Below are 18,034 nucleotides of genomic sequence, written 5' to 3' on the forward strand. Positions count from 1 at the left end.
TTCGGCCCGAACCCGCGTTCGACGCCGCGGATTGGGATAGGACCCTATTGCGGTGCGGCAGGCAATTCATTTCGTGTGCGGCGCAATAACAAGCGGTGACGATGCGCTCTCTCGGTGTGGAAACCCTGTTTCGGACACGGGCTTGCCGCGAACCTTCGCGGATGCGTCAGGCGCCGTAGAAGTCGCGATACCAGTCCACGAACCGCTTCACCCCGATCTCGATCGGAGTCGACGGCGTGTAGCCGAGGGCGGCGCGGGTCTCGGTCACATCGGCTTCGGTGCGCACGACGTCCCCGTCCTGCACGGGCATCATGTTCAGCTCGGCCTTTCGACCCAGCGCATCCTCCAGCACCTCGATGTAGCGCATCAGCTGTTCGCGGCGGCCGGCGCCCAGATTGAGGATGCGCCACCGGGCGACGCCGCTGGTCGAGGGGTTGGGCGCCTCGGCCTTCCAGTCGGGATCGATCGCGGCCGGCCGGTCCAGGGCCGCCACCACGCCGTCGACGATATCGTCGACATAGGTGAAGTCGCGCTCCATCCGGCCATGGCCGTAGACGTCGATCGGCCGGCCTTCGAGAATCGCCCGGGTGAACTTGAACAGCGCCATGTCCGGCCGGCCCCACGGCCCGTAGACGGTGAAGAAGCGCAGGCCCGTCGAGGGGAAGCCGAACAGGTGGGAATAGGAGTGCGCCATCGCCTCGTTGGCGATCTTGGTGGCGGCGTAGACCGTCATCGGATGGGCGACGCCCTGGCGGACCGAAAAGGGCAGGGCGCCGTTGGCCCCGAAGGCCGAGCTGGTCGAGGCGAACACCAGGTGTTCGGCCTGCACCGCGCGGGCGCCCTCGAGGATGGTCAGGAAGCCGACCACGTTGGAATCGACGTAGCTCTCCGGATGTTCGAGGCTGTAGCGGACGCCGGCCTGGGCCCCGAGGTGGACGATGCGGCGCGGCGCGTGTTCGGCGAAGAGGGCCGCCATGCCGGGCCGGTCGGCGAGGTCGAGGGTGTGGTGGACGTATCCGGGCTCGGCCTGCAGCCGCCCCAGCCGCGCCTGTTTGAGGGTCGGGTCGTAGTAGCTGTTCAGGTTGTCGACACCGATCACCGTCTCCCCGCGCGCCAGCAGCCGGCGAGCGGTGTGGAAACCGATGAAGCCGGCCGAACCGGTGACGAGGACGGGGCCTTTGGTCATCCGTTCTCGTTACCGCCGGTAACGCCAGACCGCCAGCGTCAGCGCGCGTATCGCTCCTCCACCGGCGCATAACGGTCCCATACCGCGCGGTCGGCGAGGGAGCGGAGGAGCTTGATGTATTCGGCGTGGGTCCAGGCCAGCGGGGTCGCGGAGTTGGTGCCTTCGCCGGGGCGGTAGCCGTGGGCGGTGGGGTGGCCGACGCCATCCCAGGCCTGTTCGGGCAGCAGAAGGCCGCCGTTGGCGAAGGACTCCATGCCGCGGACCCAGGTGTCGCGAACCGGCGTCAGGTCGGATTTGCCTGCGGCGAGACGGGCGGCCAGTTCGTAGTGGCCGCGCTCGCCGGTGAAGAAGGGCCACAGGCGGCCGCGCTGGCCGGCCGCCATCTGGCCGCCGACGCCGTAGTTGGCCCCGGTGTCGGTGGTCTCGCCGTAGCCGTCGTTGCCGTAGCGGCGGAAGCCGGGGACGCCGTTGATGTCGTAGCGGACGCGGAAACGGTCCTCGCGGGTCTGGTCGTCGTATTCGGGCAGGGTGGCGAGAATGGACGGGGCGTCGGGGGCGCGGACGCCGTAGCGGACCAGTTCGAGGAAGCCGCCGTCGATGATGCGGTCCTCCGGCATGGCGGGCTGACCGTTGTTCTCGCCGATCGCGGCCTTGTCGTTGGGGTTCTCGTTGCGGGTGATGCGGACGAAATAGTCGCCGTCGCCCCAGTCGCCGCTGGTGGTGAACATTCGCGCCTCGACCTTCGCGGCGTAGTCGTCGGCGGCGGCCTGGTAGCGGGCGGCGGACGCCGGATCGCCTGAGGCGCGGGCGATGTCGGCGGCCACGGTCAGGCCGGTGATGACGGCGGCGGTGGTCGAGGGGGAATAGCCTTCCTGCTCCTCCCAGCGCTCCTGCTGCGTCCACGGCGGAGTGATCTGGCGGTCGTTCCACAGCAGGCCGACCTTGCCGCCGTCGACGAGGAAGTCGGCGGCCGGCTTGATCATCTGGCCATACATGCGGGCCATTTCCGCATCGGAGACGAGGCCGGCCTTCCACAGCTTCCAGCCCAGCATGATCGGCATCGCGGTCTGGTCGAGCTGGACGCCGACCCATTCGATCTCGCCGTCGACGTGGGTCTTCTGCAGGAACCAGCCCGTCGCGCCGGTGTTGCCGGGCGTCTCCGCGTCGACCTGCACCTGCGGCAGGTAGCGGAAGGCGGCCAGCGGGGTTTCCTTGTCGCCGAGGGCGAGCAGGGCCATGGCCACCTGGTAGAAGTCGCGCGGCCAGACGGCCTTGTAGCCGGTCGAGGGACTGGTGGCGTCGACGGTGTCGCCCCACGGGTTGGACAGCGAGGCGATAAGGGCGCCGGCGTAGGTGCGGTCCTCCTGCACCTTGAGCATCAGGGCGGAGGCGAAAGCCAGCTTGCCGCCGTCGGTGGACTGTTCGGCGAGGCGGGGGAGTTGGTCGAGGGAGGCGATGTAGTCCTCCCAGCCGACATGGTCGCCTTCGCCGTTGAAACGGGCGAGGACCTCGTCGAGGCCGGTCATGAATGGTCGGGTCGCCTCACGCACCGCGCCCGGCTCGCTGTCGCTGAAGCCGATGACGAAATCGCGCGACAGGGAGTCTCTCGTCCGAAGCCTCGGCAGGGCGCCGGTCAGCATGATGTTGCCGCCCTCGGGGCCGGTGGACTCGTAGACGTGGTCCAGCCGGCCGTCGGCCAGATCGGTCAGGCCGTCGGAGACGCCGATGAAGCCGACGCTCTGGGCCTCGAACGCCTCGCTGGCCCACAGGGCGAGGTGGATGTCGCCCTCCGCCGCGTGGAACACGCTGTAGCTCGTCGACCCGTCCGGCGTGGGCGGGTCGAGAGGTGCGGTCGAATGCCAGCCCCGATCCCCAACGCCGGTATTGGCCATGTGCGGCTCGAGCAGCAGGTAGGGGGTGATGTCGCCTCGCAAGGCCCGGATGGTGGCGCGCACCACCAGCGCCTGATCGTCGGGGCTGACGTAGATGCGCTTCTCGATCTCGTAGCGGCCGGCCTTGTCGGTGGTGATGACGCGATAGGCGGGCGAGAGCGGACGGCCCTGGGCGTCGACGTGCAGGTATTCGGTGCGGCTGGTGGTGTCGGTCCCCTCGACCGAGAGACCGGTCCCGGTGACCACGGCGAAGCGCAGCTGCTTGATCTGGGCCTCGTGGATCAGGCCGTACATGGTCTCGGTCAGGACGCCGTCGGCGATCGAGAACCAGACGCGGGAGACCTCGCCGGTCGGACCGCCGTCGCGGTACTGGCCGTCGACATAGGCTTCGTACGAGGCCCCCGCGCCGGTCTTGGCGGCGTTGACCCAGGTCGGCGTGTCGCCGGGCGCGCCGGGGGAGATGGAGACCACCTGGGGCGCGGGATCGGCGACGGAGGGGGCGTCGGCCCCGGGCGTCAGGTCCTGCAGGGTCGAGCACCCGCCGCCCATGGCCAGAAGGGCGGCGCCGGCGAGGAGAGTGGAGGACAGGCGCATGGGAGAACTCATCGGGCTGAAGGCGAAAGCAGGAAGGCGAGAGGGACGTCGAGCCGCTGGTTCCAGCTGGCCTCATTGTGCCCGGCTCCGGGAAAGACCAGCGAGCGGAAGCGGTCGGACGGCCAGCCGGCGGCGCGGATGGTCTCGTCGATGCGGCTCTGGAACTCGGCGTAGAAGGCGTCGAGGCTCTCGTCGCCGCGGTCGAAATAGAGGTAATGGCCGCCGACGGGGGGCAGGCCCTCGCGAACGACGCCGGTCCACGCGGCGACGAGGCGCTCGCGCCACGGAGACAGCAGGGCGGGGTCTTCGAGGCCCCCGATCTTCAGGGGCCAGTGGGTGGAGACGCGGCCCGCGCCGCCGAAGACGAGCGGGTATCGCATCAGCGCGTACAGGGAGATCAGGCCGCCCATGCTGCTGCCCATGATCGCCGTGTCGAGGCGGCCGGGACTGGTGCGGTACGTCCGGTCGATGAAGGGCTTCAACTCGCGGACGATGAAGCGCAGATAGCCGTCGGACAGGGGCTCGCCCCCGTAGATGGCCTGAACGTCGGCGCGCATGTCGTCGGGCAGGGCGCGGATCAGGTCGGCGGGGATGTATTCGCGCAGGCGCAGGGGCGTGTTGCCGATCCCGACCACGATCGGCGTGCGGATCTGGCCGGTGGCGGCGAGGCGGGCGACGTGCTCGTCCACGCCCCATTCGGCGCCGTAGGGCGCGCGCGAGGCGTCGAACAGGTTCTGGCCGTCGTGCATGTAGAGGACAGGCCAGCGGGCGTCCGAGGCGTCGTAGCCCGGCGGCAGCCAGACGGTGACGTCGCGGGGCTGGGCGAAGGCCGAGGCCATGGCCGGGTGTTCGACCAGCCGGCCCTGCGTCGGAGCCTCGGCGCGGGCGGCGGTCGCCAGCGGCAGGGCCGACAGCCCGGCCAGCAGGGCGCGGCGGTCGAGCCTCATGCCCTCGCCGTCCTTGTGTCAGGCACCAGCAGGCTGGCGCCGGCGGCGATCAGGAAGCTGACGGCGCCGAGCACCAGCGCCCAGATGGCGTCGCCGCCGAAGACGCCCTTGAGGATGGCCCCCAGGATGGTGGCGGCGACCAGCTGGGGCACCACGATGAAGATGTTGAAGATGCCCATGTAGACGCCCATTTTCCGACCCGGCACGGCGTTGGCCAGGATGGCGTAGGGCATCGAGACGATCGACGCCCAGGCGAAGCCGACGCCGATCATCGGCAGCCAGAGCCACTGCGGATCGCGGATCAGGAAGACGCCGAGGAAGCCGGCGGCGCCGAGCGCCAGGTTGACCGCGTGGGCCCCGCGCAGCCCTGTCCGGTGGGCGATGACCGGGATCAGGAAGGCGGCGAGGGCGGCGACGCCGTTGTAGATTCCCATCAGCACGCCGACCCAGTTGGCCCCCTCGCCGTAGCCGGCCGAGGTCGGGTCGGGCGAGGCGTAATGCACGGCGGTGACCGCCGGGGTCATGTAGATCCACATCGAGAACAGGGCGAACCAGCTGAAGAACTGGACCACGGCGAGGCCCTGCATGGTCTTCGGCATGGCGAAGATGTCGCTCATGATCTCGGTCAGGGCGTTGGAGCGGCCCGCCCCCGCCAGCGCTCCGGCGGCCAGCTGCATCAGGCCGAAGGCGACGATGAAGCCGGCCAGCAGATAGAGCTCCTTCTGCAGGCCGAGGAGATAGACCGCGCCCAGGCCGAGCGCGCCGGCGACGGCCCAGATCAGGCCGCCCCCGTACCAGGCGGCGCCGGAGCGGGCGGCGGCCGGGGCGTGGCGGGCGTCGCGCGCCGTTTCGAAGGCCTCGATCTGCTCGGGGCTGTATTCGCGGGTGGTGAAGACGGTCCACAGCACGGCGGCCAGCAGGGCCACGGCGCCGACATAGAAGGAGATGCGCACCGCCATCGGCACCACGCCCTCGGGGGCGGTCGAGGCGAGGCCGAACCACTCGGTCAGGATCCACGGCAGGCAGGAGGCGAACACCGCGCCGGCGCCGATGAAGAAGCTCTGCATCGCATAGCCGGTGGTCCGCTGCTCCTCGGGCAGGTTGTCCCCGACGAAGGCCCGGAACGGCTCCATGGTGATGTTGATCGAGGCGTCCATGATCCAGAGCATCGACGCCGCCATCCACAGCGCCGGGCTGTGCGGCATGACCAGCAGGGCCAGGGTGGTGAGGATCGCTCCGACGAGGAAATAGGGCCGGCGGCGGCCCAGCGGCCCCCAGGTCCTGTCGCTGAAATGGCCGACGATCGGCTGGACCAGCAGGCCCGTCAGGGGCGCGGCGATCCACAGGATGGCGAGGCTGTCGACCTCGGCGCCGAGGGTCTGGAAGATGCGGCTGGTGTTGGCGTTCTGCAGGCCGAACCCGATCTGGATGCCGAAGAAGCCGACGCACATGTTCCAGATCGCCCAGCCGCTGAGGCGCGGGCGGGCGGACAGCGGCGCGGCGGCGCCGGGCGCGACCCCTTCCGGCGTGACGGTGGTCAACGGCGCGCCCTCCCCAGCGGGACGAAGCGGATGGCCTGTCCGCCGCCCGGGGCGAGGCGCAGGTCGAGCACGTCGGCCGCGGTGACCTCGCGCTGCTCGATGACGATCGCCTCGCGGTTGGTCTTCCAGTGGGCGTCGGGCGCGTCGCGGTAGATCTCGGCGCGATAGCGGCGGCCCGGGTCGAGGAAGCTCAGCGGCTCGGACAGGGCGCGCGGCGACTCATCTGTGATCGAGCCGAGGAACCATTCGTCCGAGTTGCGGTCCTTGCGGACGATGGTGACGTAGTCGCCGACCTCGCCGTTCAGGACGCGGGTTTCGGCCCAGTCGACGGCGACGTCCTTGATGAACTGGAAGGGACCGGGATTGGCCTCGTAGTTGACCAGCAGGTCGGCGGCCATCTGGATCGGGCTGTAGATCGTCACATAGAGGGCCAGCTGCTTGGCCCAGGTGGTGGCGATGCCGTCGGGGCTGCGGGTGGTCATGCCGAAAATGCCCGGCGTGTAGTCCATCGGCCCGGCCAGCAGGCGGGTGAAGACCAGATTGACCTCGTGCTCAGGCGGATTGCCGGGCTGGCCCCAGGCGCTGAACTCGGTGCCGCGCGCGCCCTCGCGGCTGATCATGTTCGGATAGGTCCTGCGCAGGCCGGTGTCCTTGAACGGCTCGTGGGCGTTGATCGCGACCTGGTATTTCGCCGCCGTCTCGATCACCCGCATGTGGTGGCGGGCCATCTCCTGGCTCTCGTGCCAGGCCAGATGCGCCTGACCATCCGGACCGGTGACCCGGGCGCCGCCTGCGTCGGCGACATAGCCGGTCTTCACCGAATGCCAGCCGAAGCGCTGCATCTGGGCGAAGGCGGCGTCGAGCTGCTTCTCGTAGTGGAAGCCGTTGCCGCCGGTCTCATGGTGGCCGATGATCTCGACGCCCTTCTGGCGGGCGTAGGCGGCGACCCGCTCGATGTCATAGTCGGGATAGGGTTGGGTGAAACTGTAGTCCCAGCCGGTGCCGAACCACTCGCCGTCCCAGCCGACGTTCCAGCCCTCGACCAGCACCCCGCCGAAGCCGTGCTCGGCCGCGAAGTCGATGTGCTTGAGGGTGTTCTCGGTGGTGGCGCCGTGCTTCGGACCCGAGTTCCAGCTCTTCAGGTCGAGGTGCATCTCCCACCAGATGCCGATGTATTTCATCGGCTTGAACCAGCTGACGTCGCCCAGGGTGTTGGGCTCGTTGAGGTTCAGGATCAGGCTGGATTCGACGAGGTCGCCGGCCTTGTCGGCGATCTGGATCGTCCGCCACGGCGTCGCGAACGGGGCCTCGCGGACGACCGCCGCATTGGTCAGGCCGGGAGTCAGCATCGCGGTGAAGCGGCCGCCCTCGGCGCGGCGCAGGTTCATGCCGGCATAATCGATGACCGCCGCCTCATGGATCGACAGGTGCAGGCCGTCGTCCAGCTTCATGGTCAGCGGCGTCTGGGCCACGCCGACCGCCGAGATCGGCGTGCGGTTGTAGAGATACTCCTCGCGGTTCCACTCGAAGGCCGGGATCCACCAGGCCGTGCCGGGCGAGGCGACGGTGAACTCGGTCAGTTCGGCGCCGATGTTGACGGTCTTCAGATTGGGCTGGTCGGGGAATTCGTAGCGGAAGCCGAGGCCGTCGTCGTAGAGGCGGAAGACCACGTCCATGCGGCGCTGCAGGCCCCACTTCTCGGCCAGATGGACGCGGAACTCGGTGTAGTGGTTGCGGATGAAGCGCCGCTCGCCCCACGGCTGCTCCCAGGTGTCGTCATGCTGGGTCGGGGCGTCGGCGGTCACGGCGAAGTTGCGCTCCAGCTTGGCCGCGTCGGTCAGCAGGAAGCCGAGCCGCGAGGGCGCGATGACCGGCCGTCCGAGGCGGGTGACGCGATACTCCGGCCGGCCTTCGCCGGTGACGCCCACCTCGACGGTGAGGACCCCGCCGGGCGAGGAGGCGCGCACCGCGCCGGTCGATCCGGCCGGCGCCTGGGCCACGTCCTGGGCGTTCGCCGCGACGGGAAGGGCGCCCAGGATGGCGGTGGCGGACATCAACGAACGGCGGTTCAGCATCGGGATCAACTCCACTTAAAGGGTCTTGCCAGACGGCGCCGCGGCGGCGCAGAACGAGCAAGTTTTGCAGCAAATTTTGCAGTCATGCCATCAACGGGAAACCAAACGTGAGTCGCGGCAATACTCGCCTGGAAGATCTGGCCAAGCTGGCGGGCGTGTCGATCTCGACGGCCTCGCGCGCGCTGAACGACAGCCCGGCGGTCAACGCGCGGACCAAGCAGCTGATCTGGAAACTGGCGCGTGAGCACGACTATCCGTTCCGGCGCCACATGCCGGCCGGGCCGATCGGCGCCGACGGCGTCATCGCCCTGGTGACGCCCCGTCCGCAAGGACGCGAGGGTCGGCTGAGCGACCCCTTCTTTCTCGAGCTTCTGGCCGGCGTCGGCGAGGCGGCGCGCGAGCGCGGCTGCGACGTCATCATGAGTCATTTCGCGCCGACCAGCTACGAAGACCTGTCGGCGGCGATGAACACCAGCCACGCCGACGGCGTGATCTTCCTCGGCCAGAGCACCCTGCATCAGAGCCTGAACCGGCTGGCCGAGACCGAGGGGCGGTTCGTGGTCTGGGGCGCCGAGATGCCTGACCAGCAGTACTGTTCGGTCGGATCGGACAACCTGGCGGGCGGTCGGCGCGCGACGCTGCATCTGGCCCGGCTGGGCCGCAAGCGCATCGTTTTCCTGGGCGACCTCGATCCGCCCGAGGCCATGCAGCGGCATCGGGGCTATCTGGAGGCGCTGGCCAGGGCCGGGCTGTCGGTCGATCCGGACCTGATCATGGAAGCCCATTTCGAGGTCGAGTCCGCCGAGGCCTCGGTCGACAGCCTGATCCGGCGCGGCGTCGACTTCGACGGCGTGGTCTGCGCCTCGGACCAGATCGCGCTGGGCGCCGTGCGGGCCCTGCTGCACGCGGGGCTGCGGGTGCCCGAGGACGTCTCGGTGATCGGCTTCGACAATGTGCCGTTCAGTCGCTACTCGCGCCCGGCCCTGAGCACGATCGCCCAGGACACCATGAAGGCCGGACGGCTGCTGGTCTCCAAACTGCTCGACAACCCCGGGGACTCCGTCGGCCGGTCGGAGCGGATCCCGACCGACCTGATCGTGCGCGAGAGCTGCGGGGGCTGAAGTCATCCGGCGGCGTCGGCGAAGACCAGGCCGGCCATCGGCGGCAGCACGCCCCCGGACCCCGCTTCCAGATTGACCGTCTCGACGACGCGCCAGCCGGCCGGCGCCGTCCAGTCCGCCGCCTGCTCACCCAGGTTGAACACACAGAGCAGCCGCTCGCCGGCCAGGACGCGCTCGAGGCACAGCAGGCCCGGGGCGGCGTCGAGCAGCCGCATATCACCGCGGGTCAGGGCGGGATGGGCCTTTCGCAGCGCGACCAGACGGCGGGTGACGTTGAGCATGGAGGACGGATCCCCCTCCTGCCGGTCCACGGAGAGGCCGACGTGGCGCGGATCGACCGGCAGCCACGGCTCGGCGGTCGAGAAGCCGGCGTGCGGCCGGTCCGCCGACCACGGCATCGGCGTCCGGGCTCCGTCGCGGCCCAGCGTCTGGGGCCAGTTGGCGATGGCTTCGGGGTCGACCAGCCGGTCGAACGGCACCTCGGCCTGCGGCAGGGCCAGTTCCTCGCCCTGGTAGATGAAGACGTTGCCGCGCAGGCACATCAGCAGCAGCATGGCCATCTCGGCGAAGGCCTTGAGATCACGGTTCCCCGCCCAGCGCGAGATGGCCCGGGGCGCGTCGTGGTTGGAGAAGGTCCATGACGGCCAGCCCTGCCCGTCGCGGCCGTGCCAGGCCTCGGCCCCCTCGCGCACCAGCTGGTCGTTCAGGGCGGGGGCGTAGAGGTAGAGGAAGCCGTAGGCGCTGTTCAGATGGTCGTCGCCGGCGGTGAAGGCCTGCATCTCGCGCTCGGCGTGGTCGCCGCCGACCTCGGCCACGGTGAACCGGCCGCCATAGCTGTCGGTCAGGGCGCGGACCCGTTTCAGAAAGTCGACGATCCCGGGCTGGGACTGGTTGAAGACCTTGTCCTGGAAGTCGAACGGCCGGGTCCGCTTGCCGCCCGGCGGCAGGGGCGGGTTGTCCCGCAGCAACGGGTCGTGCATCGAGAAATTGATGGCGTCGAACCGGAAGCCGTCGACGCCCCGATCGAGCCAGAAGCGGGCCACATCCAGCAGGGCCTCCTGCACGGCCGGCTGGTGCAGGTTCAGCTGCGGCTGCTCGGGCAGGAAATTGTGCATGTAGTACTGGCCGCGTCGCGCGTCCCAGGTCCAGGCCGGACCGCCGAACACCGACTGCCAATTCGAGGGCGGCGCGCCGTCCGGTTTGGCGTCGGCCCAGACGTACCAGTCGGCCCTGGGATTGGTGCGCGACTGGCGACTCTCGCGAAACCAGGCGTGCTGGTCCGAGGTGTGGGCGAACACCAGATCGGTGATGATGCGCAGGCCCAGCCGGTGAGCCTTGGCGATCAGGGCGTCGAAGTCAGCGAGTGCGCCGAAGATCGGATCGACGTCGCAATAGTCGGCCACGTCGTAGCCGAAATCCTTCATTGGCGAGGTGAAGAAGGGCGACAGCCAGACCGCGTCGACGCCCAGCGAGGCGATGTGGTCGAGATGATCGGTGATCCCTTTCAGGTCGCCGACGCCGTCGCCGTTCGAGTCGGCGAAACTGCGCGGATAGACCTGGTAGACGATCGCGCCGCGCCACCAGTCGGCGGCGTCGGTCCGGGAAAGCGGGGACTCAAGGGTCTGGACGGTCAAGCTCAACCTTCAGATACGCAGACAAGATAGCCCAGGGCGGGCACGGAGACGGAGATGGCGCCGGGGGCGGCGGCGCGGGCGGGGCATTGGCCGAGCAGGGCGCGCCATTCTGAGGAGCCGGTCCCGACCGGGATGTTGACGTCGCGCGCCTCGGTGGCGGTGTTGAACACCACCAGTGTCTCGCCGTCATCATCGAGCCGCGAGATGGCGAGAATTCCCGGAGTCTGGTCGGCGATGCGGACGGCGACGCGGCCATGGCGCAGGCGCGCGTCGGCGGCCCGGACACGGGTCATCTCCGCGATGCGGCGGTACATGTCGGCGTTCACATCAAACGGGCCCGACGCCTGGCCGATGCGGCGATCGTCGGCATAGGACGGGGTGCGGGTCTCGAACATGTCCTGGCGCGAGCGGCGATCGTCGCCGTCGCCGGTGAAGCCCTGTTCGTCGCCATAATAGATCACCGGCACGCCGCGGCCGAGCAGGACCATGGCGTGAGCCAGGGCCGAGCGGTCCAACAGCTCGGCGTCGGATATGTCGGGCATGGCCTTGAGGATCAGGTGGCCGATGCGGCCCATGTCATGGTTGCCGGTGAAGGTCGGCAGGCGCCGCGCCGTCTCCACGCCGCCGGCGTAGATGGCGTCCTCCATCAGCAGATAGCCCATGGCGTCCGGGTTCCCGGCGCCGGTGACCATGTTCTGCACGGCCCGCTGGTAGGCGAAATCGAGCACGGTCGGCAGGCCGTCGACGACGGTGTGCATGGCGGCCGTACCGGTCTGGAAGTCGAAGGTCTCGCCGAAGATGTGGAAATTCGGAATGCCCTTCGCCCGGGCGCGTTCGAGGATGGCCGGGACAAAGACCTGCCAGAACTCCGGATTGACGTGGCGGGCGGTGTCGATGCGGTAGCCGTCGACGCCGTAGTCGTCGATCCAGCCGCCATAGATGTCGATGAAGCCCTGCACCACGCGGGGGTGTTCGGTGAACAGGTCGTCGAGGCCCGAGAAGTCGCCGTCCATGCGGGCTTCGCTGTACCAGGCGCTGTTGCCCCGGTTGTGATAGAGGCTGACGTCGTTCAGCCAGGCCGGAACCTTGACCGCCTCTTCGCCGGGCGGGGTCCAGGGCGTGTAGGCATAGTCCGGCCGGGTCAGGGCCCCGAAGTCGCCGCCTGGCTCGCCGGTGAAGCCGGCGTTGATCGGCTCGCCGTTCAGACCGCCGCGACGCTGATACGGATAGTCGCCCTTCCAGCGATAGCCGCAGTCGTTGTCGGGGCACTCGCGGTACCGGATGACGTCGGCGGTGTGGTTGATGACGATGTCCAGATAGACCTTCATCCCGCGCGCATGGGCGGCGTCGACGAGGGCGCGGAAGTCATCGTTGGTCCCGAAATGGGGATCGACGCGGGTGAAGTCGGTGATCCAGTAGCCGTGGTAGGCGGCGCTCTCCTGACCAGGCGGGCCCTGGACCGCCTTGTTCACGAAGGGCGGCGCGATCCACAGGGCGGTGACGCCGAGGCCCTGGATATAGTCGAGCCGATCGATCAGGCCGCGCAGGTCGCCGCCGTGGTAGAAGCCGGGATCGGTGGGATCATAGCCCGTCCGCAGCCGGTCGCCCTCAAGACCGCCGCGGTCATTGGCGGGGTCGCCGTTGGCGAACCGGTCCGGCAACAGGAAATAGATCACCTCGTCCTCGGCGGGCCTGTCGCGCACGCCGGGATCCTGGACGGGCGTCGCCAGCGCCGGAACGGCCGCGGTCATGGCGGCGAGCGCGGCGCACAGGGCGGTCACGCGCGCCCGCTTAGACCGCCAGAGGCTTCCCGTCATCGTCTCCGTCCCTTTGTTTGTCCGCGAACAACATGGCTCGGCGGATCGGTTTGCAAGATTTTGCAGCGGAGCCGCCGCATGTCAACTGGTCCAGACGACAGGTCGAAATTGCGGCGACGCAAAGGAAAAGCCCTTGTGCAGTGCGATATAGTCAAGGCTGGCCGTCACATTTCGGCCACGTCCGATGGTCCGTCGAAGAGAGGACGCTTGCATCCTTTCCATAAGTTTGCATTACTTTGCGGTAACACCGGACGCTTCGATAGAAATGCGACGGCCTTAGGGAGAATGAGATGAGAACCCAAGCTACTCGCCGTGCCCGTCTGCTCGGGGGCGCCGCCCTCGGCGCCGTCGCCGCCCTGGCCTTCGCCGCAACCGCCTCGGCGCAGGACGCGCCGCAGGAGGAGGACGCGACGCAGGTCGACGAGGTGATCGTCACCGGCATCCGCGGCTCGATCGAAAGCTCGATCGCCGCCAAGCGCAACAACACCTCGATCGTCGAGGTCGTGACCGCCGAGGACATCGGCAAACTGCCCGACATGTCGATCGCCGAATCGCTGGCCCGCCTGCCGGGTCTGGCGGCCCAGCGTCAGGACGGCCGGGCCCAGGTCATCAGCATCCGCGGGCTCGGTCCCGACTTCACCACCGCCCTGCTCAACGGCCGCGAACAGGTGACCACGGGCGACAACCGCGGCGTCGAGTTCGATCAGTATCCGTCCGAAGCTCTGGCCAGCGTGCTGGTTTACAAGACGCCCGACGGTTCGCTGGTCGGGCAAGGTCTCGCCGGCACGGTGGACCTGCGCACCATCCGCCCGCTGGAGCACGGTCGTCGGACGATCGCGCTGAACGCGCGCTACGAGGTGAACGACATCGGCGCCCTGAACGCCGGTACGAGCGACAGCGGCCAGCGCTACAGCTTCTCCTATATCGACCAGTTCGCGAACGACACGATCGGCCTCGCCCTCGGCTACGCTCACATGTCGTCGCCGTATCAGTCGGAGCGGTTCGAGGCCTGGGGCTATCCCACCGACGGGAACGGCGATCTGGTGATCGGCGGGGCCAAGGTCTTCGTGATGTCGTCCGAGCTCAAGCGGGACGGTTTCTTCGGCACCCTCGAATTGCGTCCGAACGACCGCGTCCACTCGACGTTCGACGCCTTCTACTCCGAGTTCGACAACACCCAGGTCCTGCGCGGCATTGAGTTCCCGCTCCAGTGGAGCAGCGCCTCGCTGTCGAACCAGCAGGTCGAGGACGGCATGGTCGTGGCCGGCACCTTCTCGAATGTGCGCGCCGTGGGCCGGGGCGATGTCACCGCCCGCGAGAGCAAGCTGCTTTCGCTGGGCTGGAACACCGAGGTGGTGCTGAACGACCGTTGGACGCTGGACGCCGACCTCAGCTATTCGAAGGTCGACCGCACCGACACCATTCTTGAGACCTATTGGGGCACGGGCCGCAACGGCACGGGGCCCACCGACACGCTGGACTTCGTCATCACCGGAGAGGGGGTGCCGCAGTTCTCGACCGATCTCGACTACGCCGATCCGACCCTGATGCGCCTCACCAGCCCGCAAGGCTGGGGCGGCGACGTCATTCCGGGCGGTCAGGACGGCTACCTGAACATGCCGACCATCGAGGATGAACTGAAGGCCGTGCGCCTGACCCTCAACGGCGATGTCGACCTGGGGGCGTTCAACGCGCTCGAAACCGGCATCTATTACAGCTCGCGTGAGAAGTCTCTCGTCGCGGACGAGTGGTTCCTCGGCATTCCGGGCGGGGCGACGGTGGCCGTGCCCGCCGACTACCTGCTGGAGCCGACCTCGCTCGCCTACGGCGGCATTCCCGGCATCCTGAGCTATGACGCGCTCGGCCTGGTCAACGACGGTTTCTACAACCTGGTCCGCAACCCGAACGGCGACGTGAAATCCAAGAACTGGACGATCGAGGAAGACATCGTCATCGGCTACGCCAAGCTGAACATGGACGCCAACTTCCAGTCCATTCCGGTCACCGGAAACCTCGGCATCCAGGCGGTGTACACCGATCAGCACTCGAATGGCTTCGCCGCCACCGGCAGCGGCGCCGGCACCATGTTCACCCCGATCGAAGGCGGGGATTCCTACCTGCAGATCCTGCCCAGCATGAACCTGATCCTCGAGCTGAAGGACGATCTGTTCCTGCGCACCGCCCTCGCCCGCACCATGGCGCGGCCTCGGATGGACCAGATGCGCGCCAGCCGCGGCTACAGCTTCAACCCGACCCTGAACGTGCCGGGCGCGACGGTGAACAGCTCGCCGTGGAGCGGCGGCGGCGGCAACCCGGAACTGAGGCCGTGGATCGCCAACGTCGCCGATGTTTCGCTGGAGCGCTATTTCGGCCGGTCGGCCTATGTGTCGCTGGCCGCCTTCTATCGCGACCTCGAGACCTTCGTTTACGACGAGCAGCGCCCGGCCGACTTCACCGGCTTCCCGACGGGCGGCGTGGTTCCGGTTATCAACACCGGTCTCTACAGCTCGCCCCAGAACGGTGAAGGCGGCGGCATGTGGGGGGTGGAGTTCGCCGCCTCGGCGCCGTTCGAAATGTTCCACCCGTCCCTGGAAGGGTTCGGCGCCTTCGTCAGCATTTCGCGGAACGGCAGCGAGATCGAACAGCCCGGCACCAATACGAAGACGGCCATCCCCGGTCTGTCGGAAACGGTCGCCAACCTGACGCTCTACTACGAGCGCTACGGCTTCCAGAGCCGGGTCAGCGCACGCTACCGTTCGGAGTTCCTGGGCGAGATGTCGGGCTTCGCCAACGGCCGGACGCTTCGCCAGGTCGGCGCGGAAACGGTCATCGACGCCCAGATCGGCTACGAGTTCCAGCCGGGCCCGCTGGAAGGCCTGTCGGCCCTGTTCCAGGTCAACAACCTGACCGACGAGCCGTTCTACACCTTCCAGAACGGTGACGACCGGCAGATCATCAATCACCAGAGCTATGGCCGAACCTTCCTGTTCGGCGTCAACTACCGCTACTGATCCTCCCCAACGATCAGTCAGACTGGCCGTCCCGGGCAACCGGGGCGGCCTTTTGCGTTCGGCGGTCCCCGGATCGGCCACTTTTGGTTACGGCTTGGGTAAAACGGCTGGACGCGGCCGTTCGACGATGAAACCGTTTGCGCCAACGCCGTGCGCGCCAGACGCGCGGTTACCCCGGGGAGAGAAATGACCGATACGCAAGCGCCGGCGAAGCAGGGCACGACCCTGGCCTTCGCCTATGTGACCACCCTGTTCTTCGCCTGGGGCTTCGCCACCTCGCTGATCGACCCGCTGATCGCGGCGGTCCGAAGAGTGTTCGACCTCAGCACGGCCGAGGCCATGCTGACCGCCTCGGCCTGGTTCATCGCCTACGCCGTCGTTTCGGTTCCGGCCGCCGCCGTGCTGGGCAAGCTGGGCTACAGCCGCTCGATAATTTCGGCGCTGGGGGTCATGGTGCTGGGCTGTCTGATCGTGCCGGTGGCGACGATCATGGACTGGTATCCCGGCGTGCTGATCGCCCTGTTCGTCATCGCCTCGGGCGTGACCTTGTTGCAGGTGGCCGCCAACCCGCTGGTCGCCGCCCTGGGCTCCAAAAAGAGCTCGCATGCGCGCCTGAATTTCTCGCAGTTCTTCAATTCGCTTGGCACCACCGTCGGCCCCTACCTCGGCTCGACCGTCCTGCTGACCGGCGGGGTATTCGCAGCCGGCGCCGTGGTCACCGCGGCCACACGCGACGAATCGCTGCGCAGCATCGATTTCGCCTTCCTGGCGCTCGGGGCCTTCTTCGCCGTCGTCGCCTTCTTCATCTTCACCGCGCGGAAAAAGATCAACGCCGCCGCCGCGGGCGCCGAGGAGGCGGGCGGCGTGTCCTCGCCGTTCAAGGCCTTCGGCTCGCCCTGGGCGCTGTTCGGCGCTCTCGCCATCTTCATCTATGTCGGCTCGGAAGTGGCCATCGGCGGCATCCTGACCAACTTCCTCGCCAGCCCGACGATCCTGAACATCCCTGAGGCCGACGCCGGCCGCATGGTCAGCCTTTACTGGGGCGGCGCCATGGTGGGGCGTTTCATCGGGGCCCTGCTGCTGACCAAGGTCCGGGCCGGGGTGCTGCTGACCGTCAATACGGCGGTGGCCGCCCTGTTGTGCCTGGTCGTGACCCAGACATCCGGCGAGACCGCGGCCTACGCCGCGATCGCGATCGGCTTCTTCAACTCGATCATGTTCCCGACCATCTTCACCCTGACGCTGGAGCGCTCGGGCGCGCCGGCGTCGGCCACCTCGGGTCTGCTGTGCACCGCCATCGTCGGCGGCGCGGTGCTGCCGTATCTGGGCGGCCAGATCGCCGATGCGTCGGCGACCTTCAACCCGGTCTTCTACGTCCCGCTGGTCGGCTACCTGCTGCTGACCGTCTTCGCCCTCGCCGCGGCGCGGACGCGGGTCAAGGACGCTGACGTGGTGGCCAAACCCGCCTCGCACTGATCCGGCGCGATCGAACGAACCAAGGGCCGCCGGGGGCATCCCCGGCGGCCCTTGCACGTTCAGGCCGGAGCGTCCCACAGTAGGCCGTTCCGGAGACCGCATGACCCGCAGGCTGTTTCGCACCCTTGTCCCCGCCCTGCTGTTGGCCCTGATCGCCGGCCAGGCCTGGGCCGAGGTGACCGTGACCTTCTATGCCCACCCCGGCGCACGGGTGCGCGGCGGCGATCTGTTGTTCCCCCATGCCTATGTGCACGCGCAGGGGACGGTCGACGCCACCGGCGAGCCGGTCGACTGGTCGGCGGGCTTCACCGCCAAAAGTCCCGGGCCGCAGCTACTGTTCGCCCGGGGCGGGGGTGTGGTGACGGCCCCGGACGCCCGCTATGTCGCCGAAGGACGGCCGTTCCTCAGGCTGGTCGTCGACGACGCCACATGGCATGCGCTCAAGGCCCGGGCCGAGTGGTGGAACAGCCCTGAGGGCTCGGTCTATGACCTGAGGCGACGCAACTGCATCACCTTCATCGCCGATCTGGCGCGGGTCGTCGGGCTGCGGACGGCGCCCGAGCCCTCGATGAAGCCCGGAACCTTCCTGGAGGCGACGGCGGCGCTGAATCCCGAGGCCGCATGGCGGGAGGAACCGGCCGTTCCGGCTGTTCCCGCGCCGCTTCCGGTGGTGGTCGCCCCGCCGGTGACCGAACCGGCCGTATAGTTCACCGATCCGGGCCAAGGACGGACCGGTCTCG

General features: G+C 68.5%; 11 protein-coding genes. 4 read left to right on the forward strand and 7 right to left on the reverse strand.

Features of this window, described 5'->3' with window-relative positions:
* Nucleotides 1–166 precede the first annotated feature (166 nt).
* From VEB62_RS08745 to VEB62_RS08765, 5 genes are all read right to left on the reverse strand, one after another.
* On the reverse strand, nucleotides 167–1,186 hold the full coding sequence (locus VEB62_RS08745) for an NAD-dependent epimerase (RefSeq protein ID WP_324798151.1): 1,020 nt from the start codon (nucleotides 1,184–1,186) through the stop codon (nucleotides 167–169).
* 38 nt (nucleotides 1,187–1,224) lie between these two features.
* Nucleotides 1,225–3,672 carry a glucan 1,4-alpha-glucosidase gene (locus tag VEB62_RS08750; protein WP_324798153.1) on the reverse strand — a complete coding sequence of 816 codons (2,448 nt, stop codon included), beginning with the start codon at nucleotides 3,670–3,672 and terminating at the stop codon, nucleotides 1,225–1,227.
* An 8-nt stretch (nucleotides 3,673–3,680) separates the two neighbouring features.
* Nucleotides 3,681–4,619, reverse strand: a complete 939-nt coding sequence (locus VEB62_RS08755; protein WP_324798156.1) for an alpha/beta hydrolase — start codon at nucleotides 4,617–4,619, stop codon at nucleotides 3,681–3,683.
* Nucleotides 4,616–6,070: an MFS transporter gene (locus tag VEB62_RS08760; RefSeq protein ID WP_324798356.1), complete on the reverse strand. Its 1,455-nt coding sequence runs from the start codon at nucleotides 6,068–6,070 to the stop codon at nucleotides 4,616–4,618. The genes VEB62_RS08755 and VEB62_RS08760 overlap by 4 nt, the downstream gene beginning before the upstream one ends.
* A gap of 86 nt (nucleotides 6,071–6,156) precedes the next feature.
* Nucleotides 6,157–8,235 (reverse strand): glycoside hydrolase family 97 protein, encoded by a 2,079-nt coding sequence (locus VEB62_RS08765; RefSeq protein WP_324798159.1) that lies wholly within the window; start codon nucleotides 8,233–8,235, stop codon nucleotides 6,157–6,159.
* An 89-nt stretch (nucleotides 8,236–8,324) separates the two neighbouring features.
* Here VEB62_RS08765 and VEB62_RS08770 point away from each other — a divergent pair, with 89 nt between their 5' ends.
* Nucleotides 8,325–9,356: a LacI family DNA-binding transcriptional regulator gene (locus VEB62_RS08770; protein ID WP_324798359.1), complete on the forward strand. Its 1,032-nt coding sequence runs from the start codon at nucleotides 8,325–8,327 to the stop codon at nucleotides 9,354–9,356.
* 2 nt (nucleotides 9,357–9,358) lie between these two features.
* Here the strand turns inward: VEB62_RS08770 and VEB62_RS08775 are convergent, their stop codons facing one another.
* Together VEB62_RS08775 and VEB62_RS08780 are read right to left on the reverse strand one after the other, a co-directional pair.
* The gene (locus VEB62_RS08775) at nucleotides 9,359–10,990 is read right to left on the reverse strand and encodes an alpha-amylase family glycosyl hydrolase (RefSeq protein ID WP_324798161.1); all 1,632 of its coding nucleotides are present in this window, start codon (nucleotides 10,988–10,990) and stop codon (nucleotides 9,359–9,361) included.
* A 2-nt stretch (nucleotides 10,991–10,992) separates the two neighbouring features.
* Entirely contained in the window at nucleotides 10,993–12,771 is a 1,779-nt protein-coding gene (locus tag VEB62_RS08780; protein WP_414642007.1) for an alpha-amylase family glycosyl hydrolase, read from the reverse strand.
* A gap of 326 nt (nucleotides 12,772–13,097) precedes the next feature.
* Between VEB62_RS08780 and VEB62_RS08785 the strand changes: the two genes are divergently transcribed.
* The 3 genes from VEB62_RS08785 (at nucleotide 13,098) to VEB62_RS08795 (ending at nucleotide 18,000) form a co-directional block, all read left to right on the forward strand.
* The gene (locus VEB62_RS08785) at nucleotides 13,098–15,818 is read left to right on the forward strand and encodes a TonB-dependent receptor (protein ID WP_324798164.1); all 2,721 of its coding nucleotides are present in this window, start codon (nucleotides 13,098–13,100) and stop codon (nucleotides 15,816–15,818) included.
* Nucleotides 15,819–16,004: 186 nt separating this feature from the next.
* A complete protein-coding gene (locus VEB62_RS08790) occupies nucleotides 16,005–17,294 on the forward strand; it encodes a sugar MFS transporter (RefSeq protein ID WP_324798166.1) in 1,290 nt (429 codons plus the stop codon).
* 100 nt (nucleotides 17,295–17,394) lie between these two features.
* The gene (locus tag VEB62_RS08795; protein WP_324798169.1) at nucleotides 17,395–18,000 is read left to right on the forward strand and encodes a hypothetical protein; all 606 of its coding nucleotides are present in this window, start codon (nucleotides 17,395–17,397) and stop codon (nucleotides 17,998–18,000) included.
* The last annotated feature ends 34 nt before the right edge of the window (nucleotides 18,001–18,034 follow it).

The organism is Brevundimonas sp. (assembly GCF_035626975.1).
In the GTDB taxonomy this organism is placed as follows: Bacteria; Pseudomonadota; Alphaproteobacteria; order Caulobacterales; family Caulobacteraceae; genus Brevundimonas.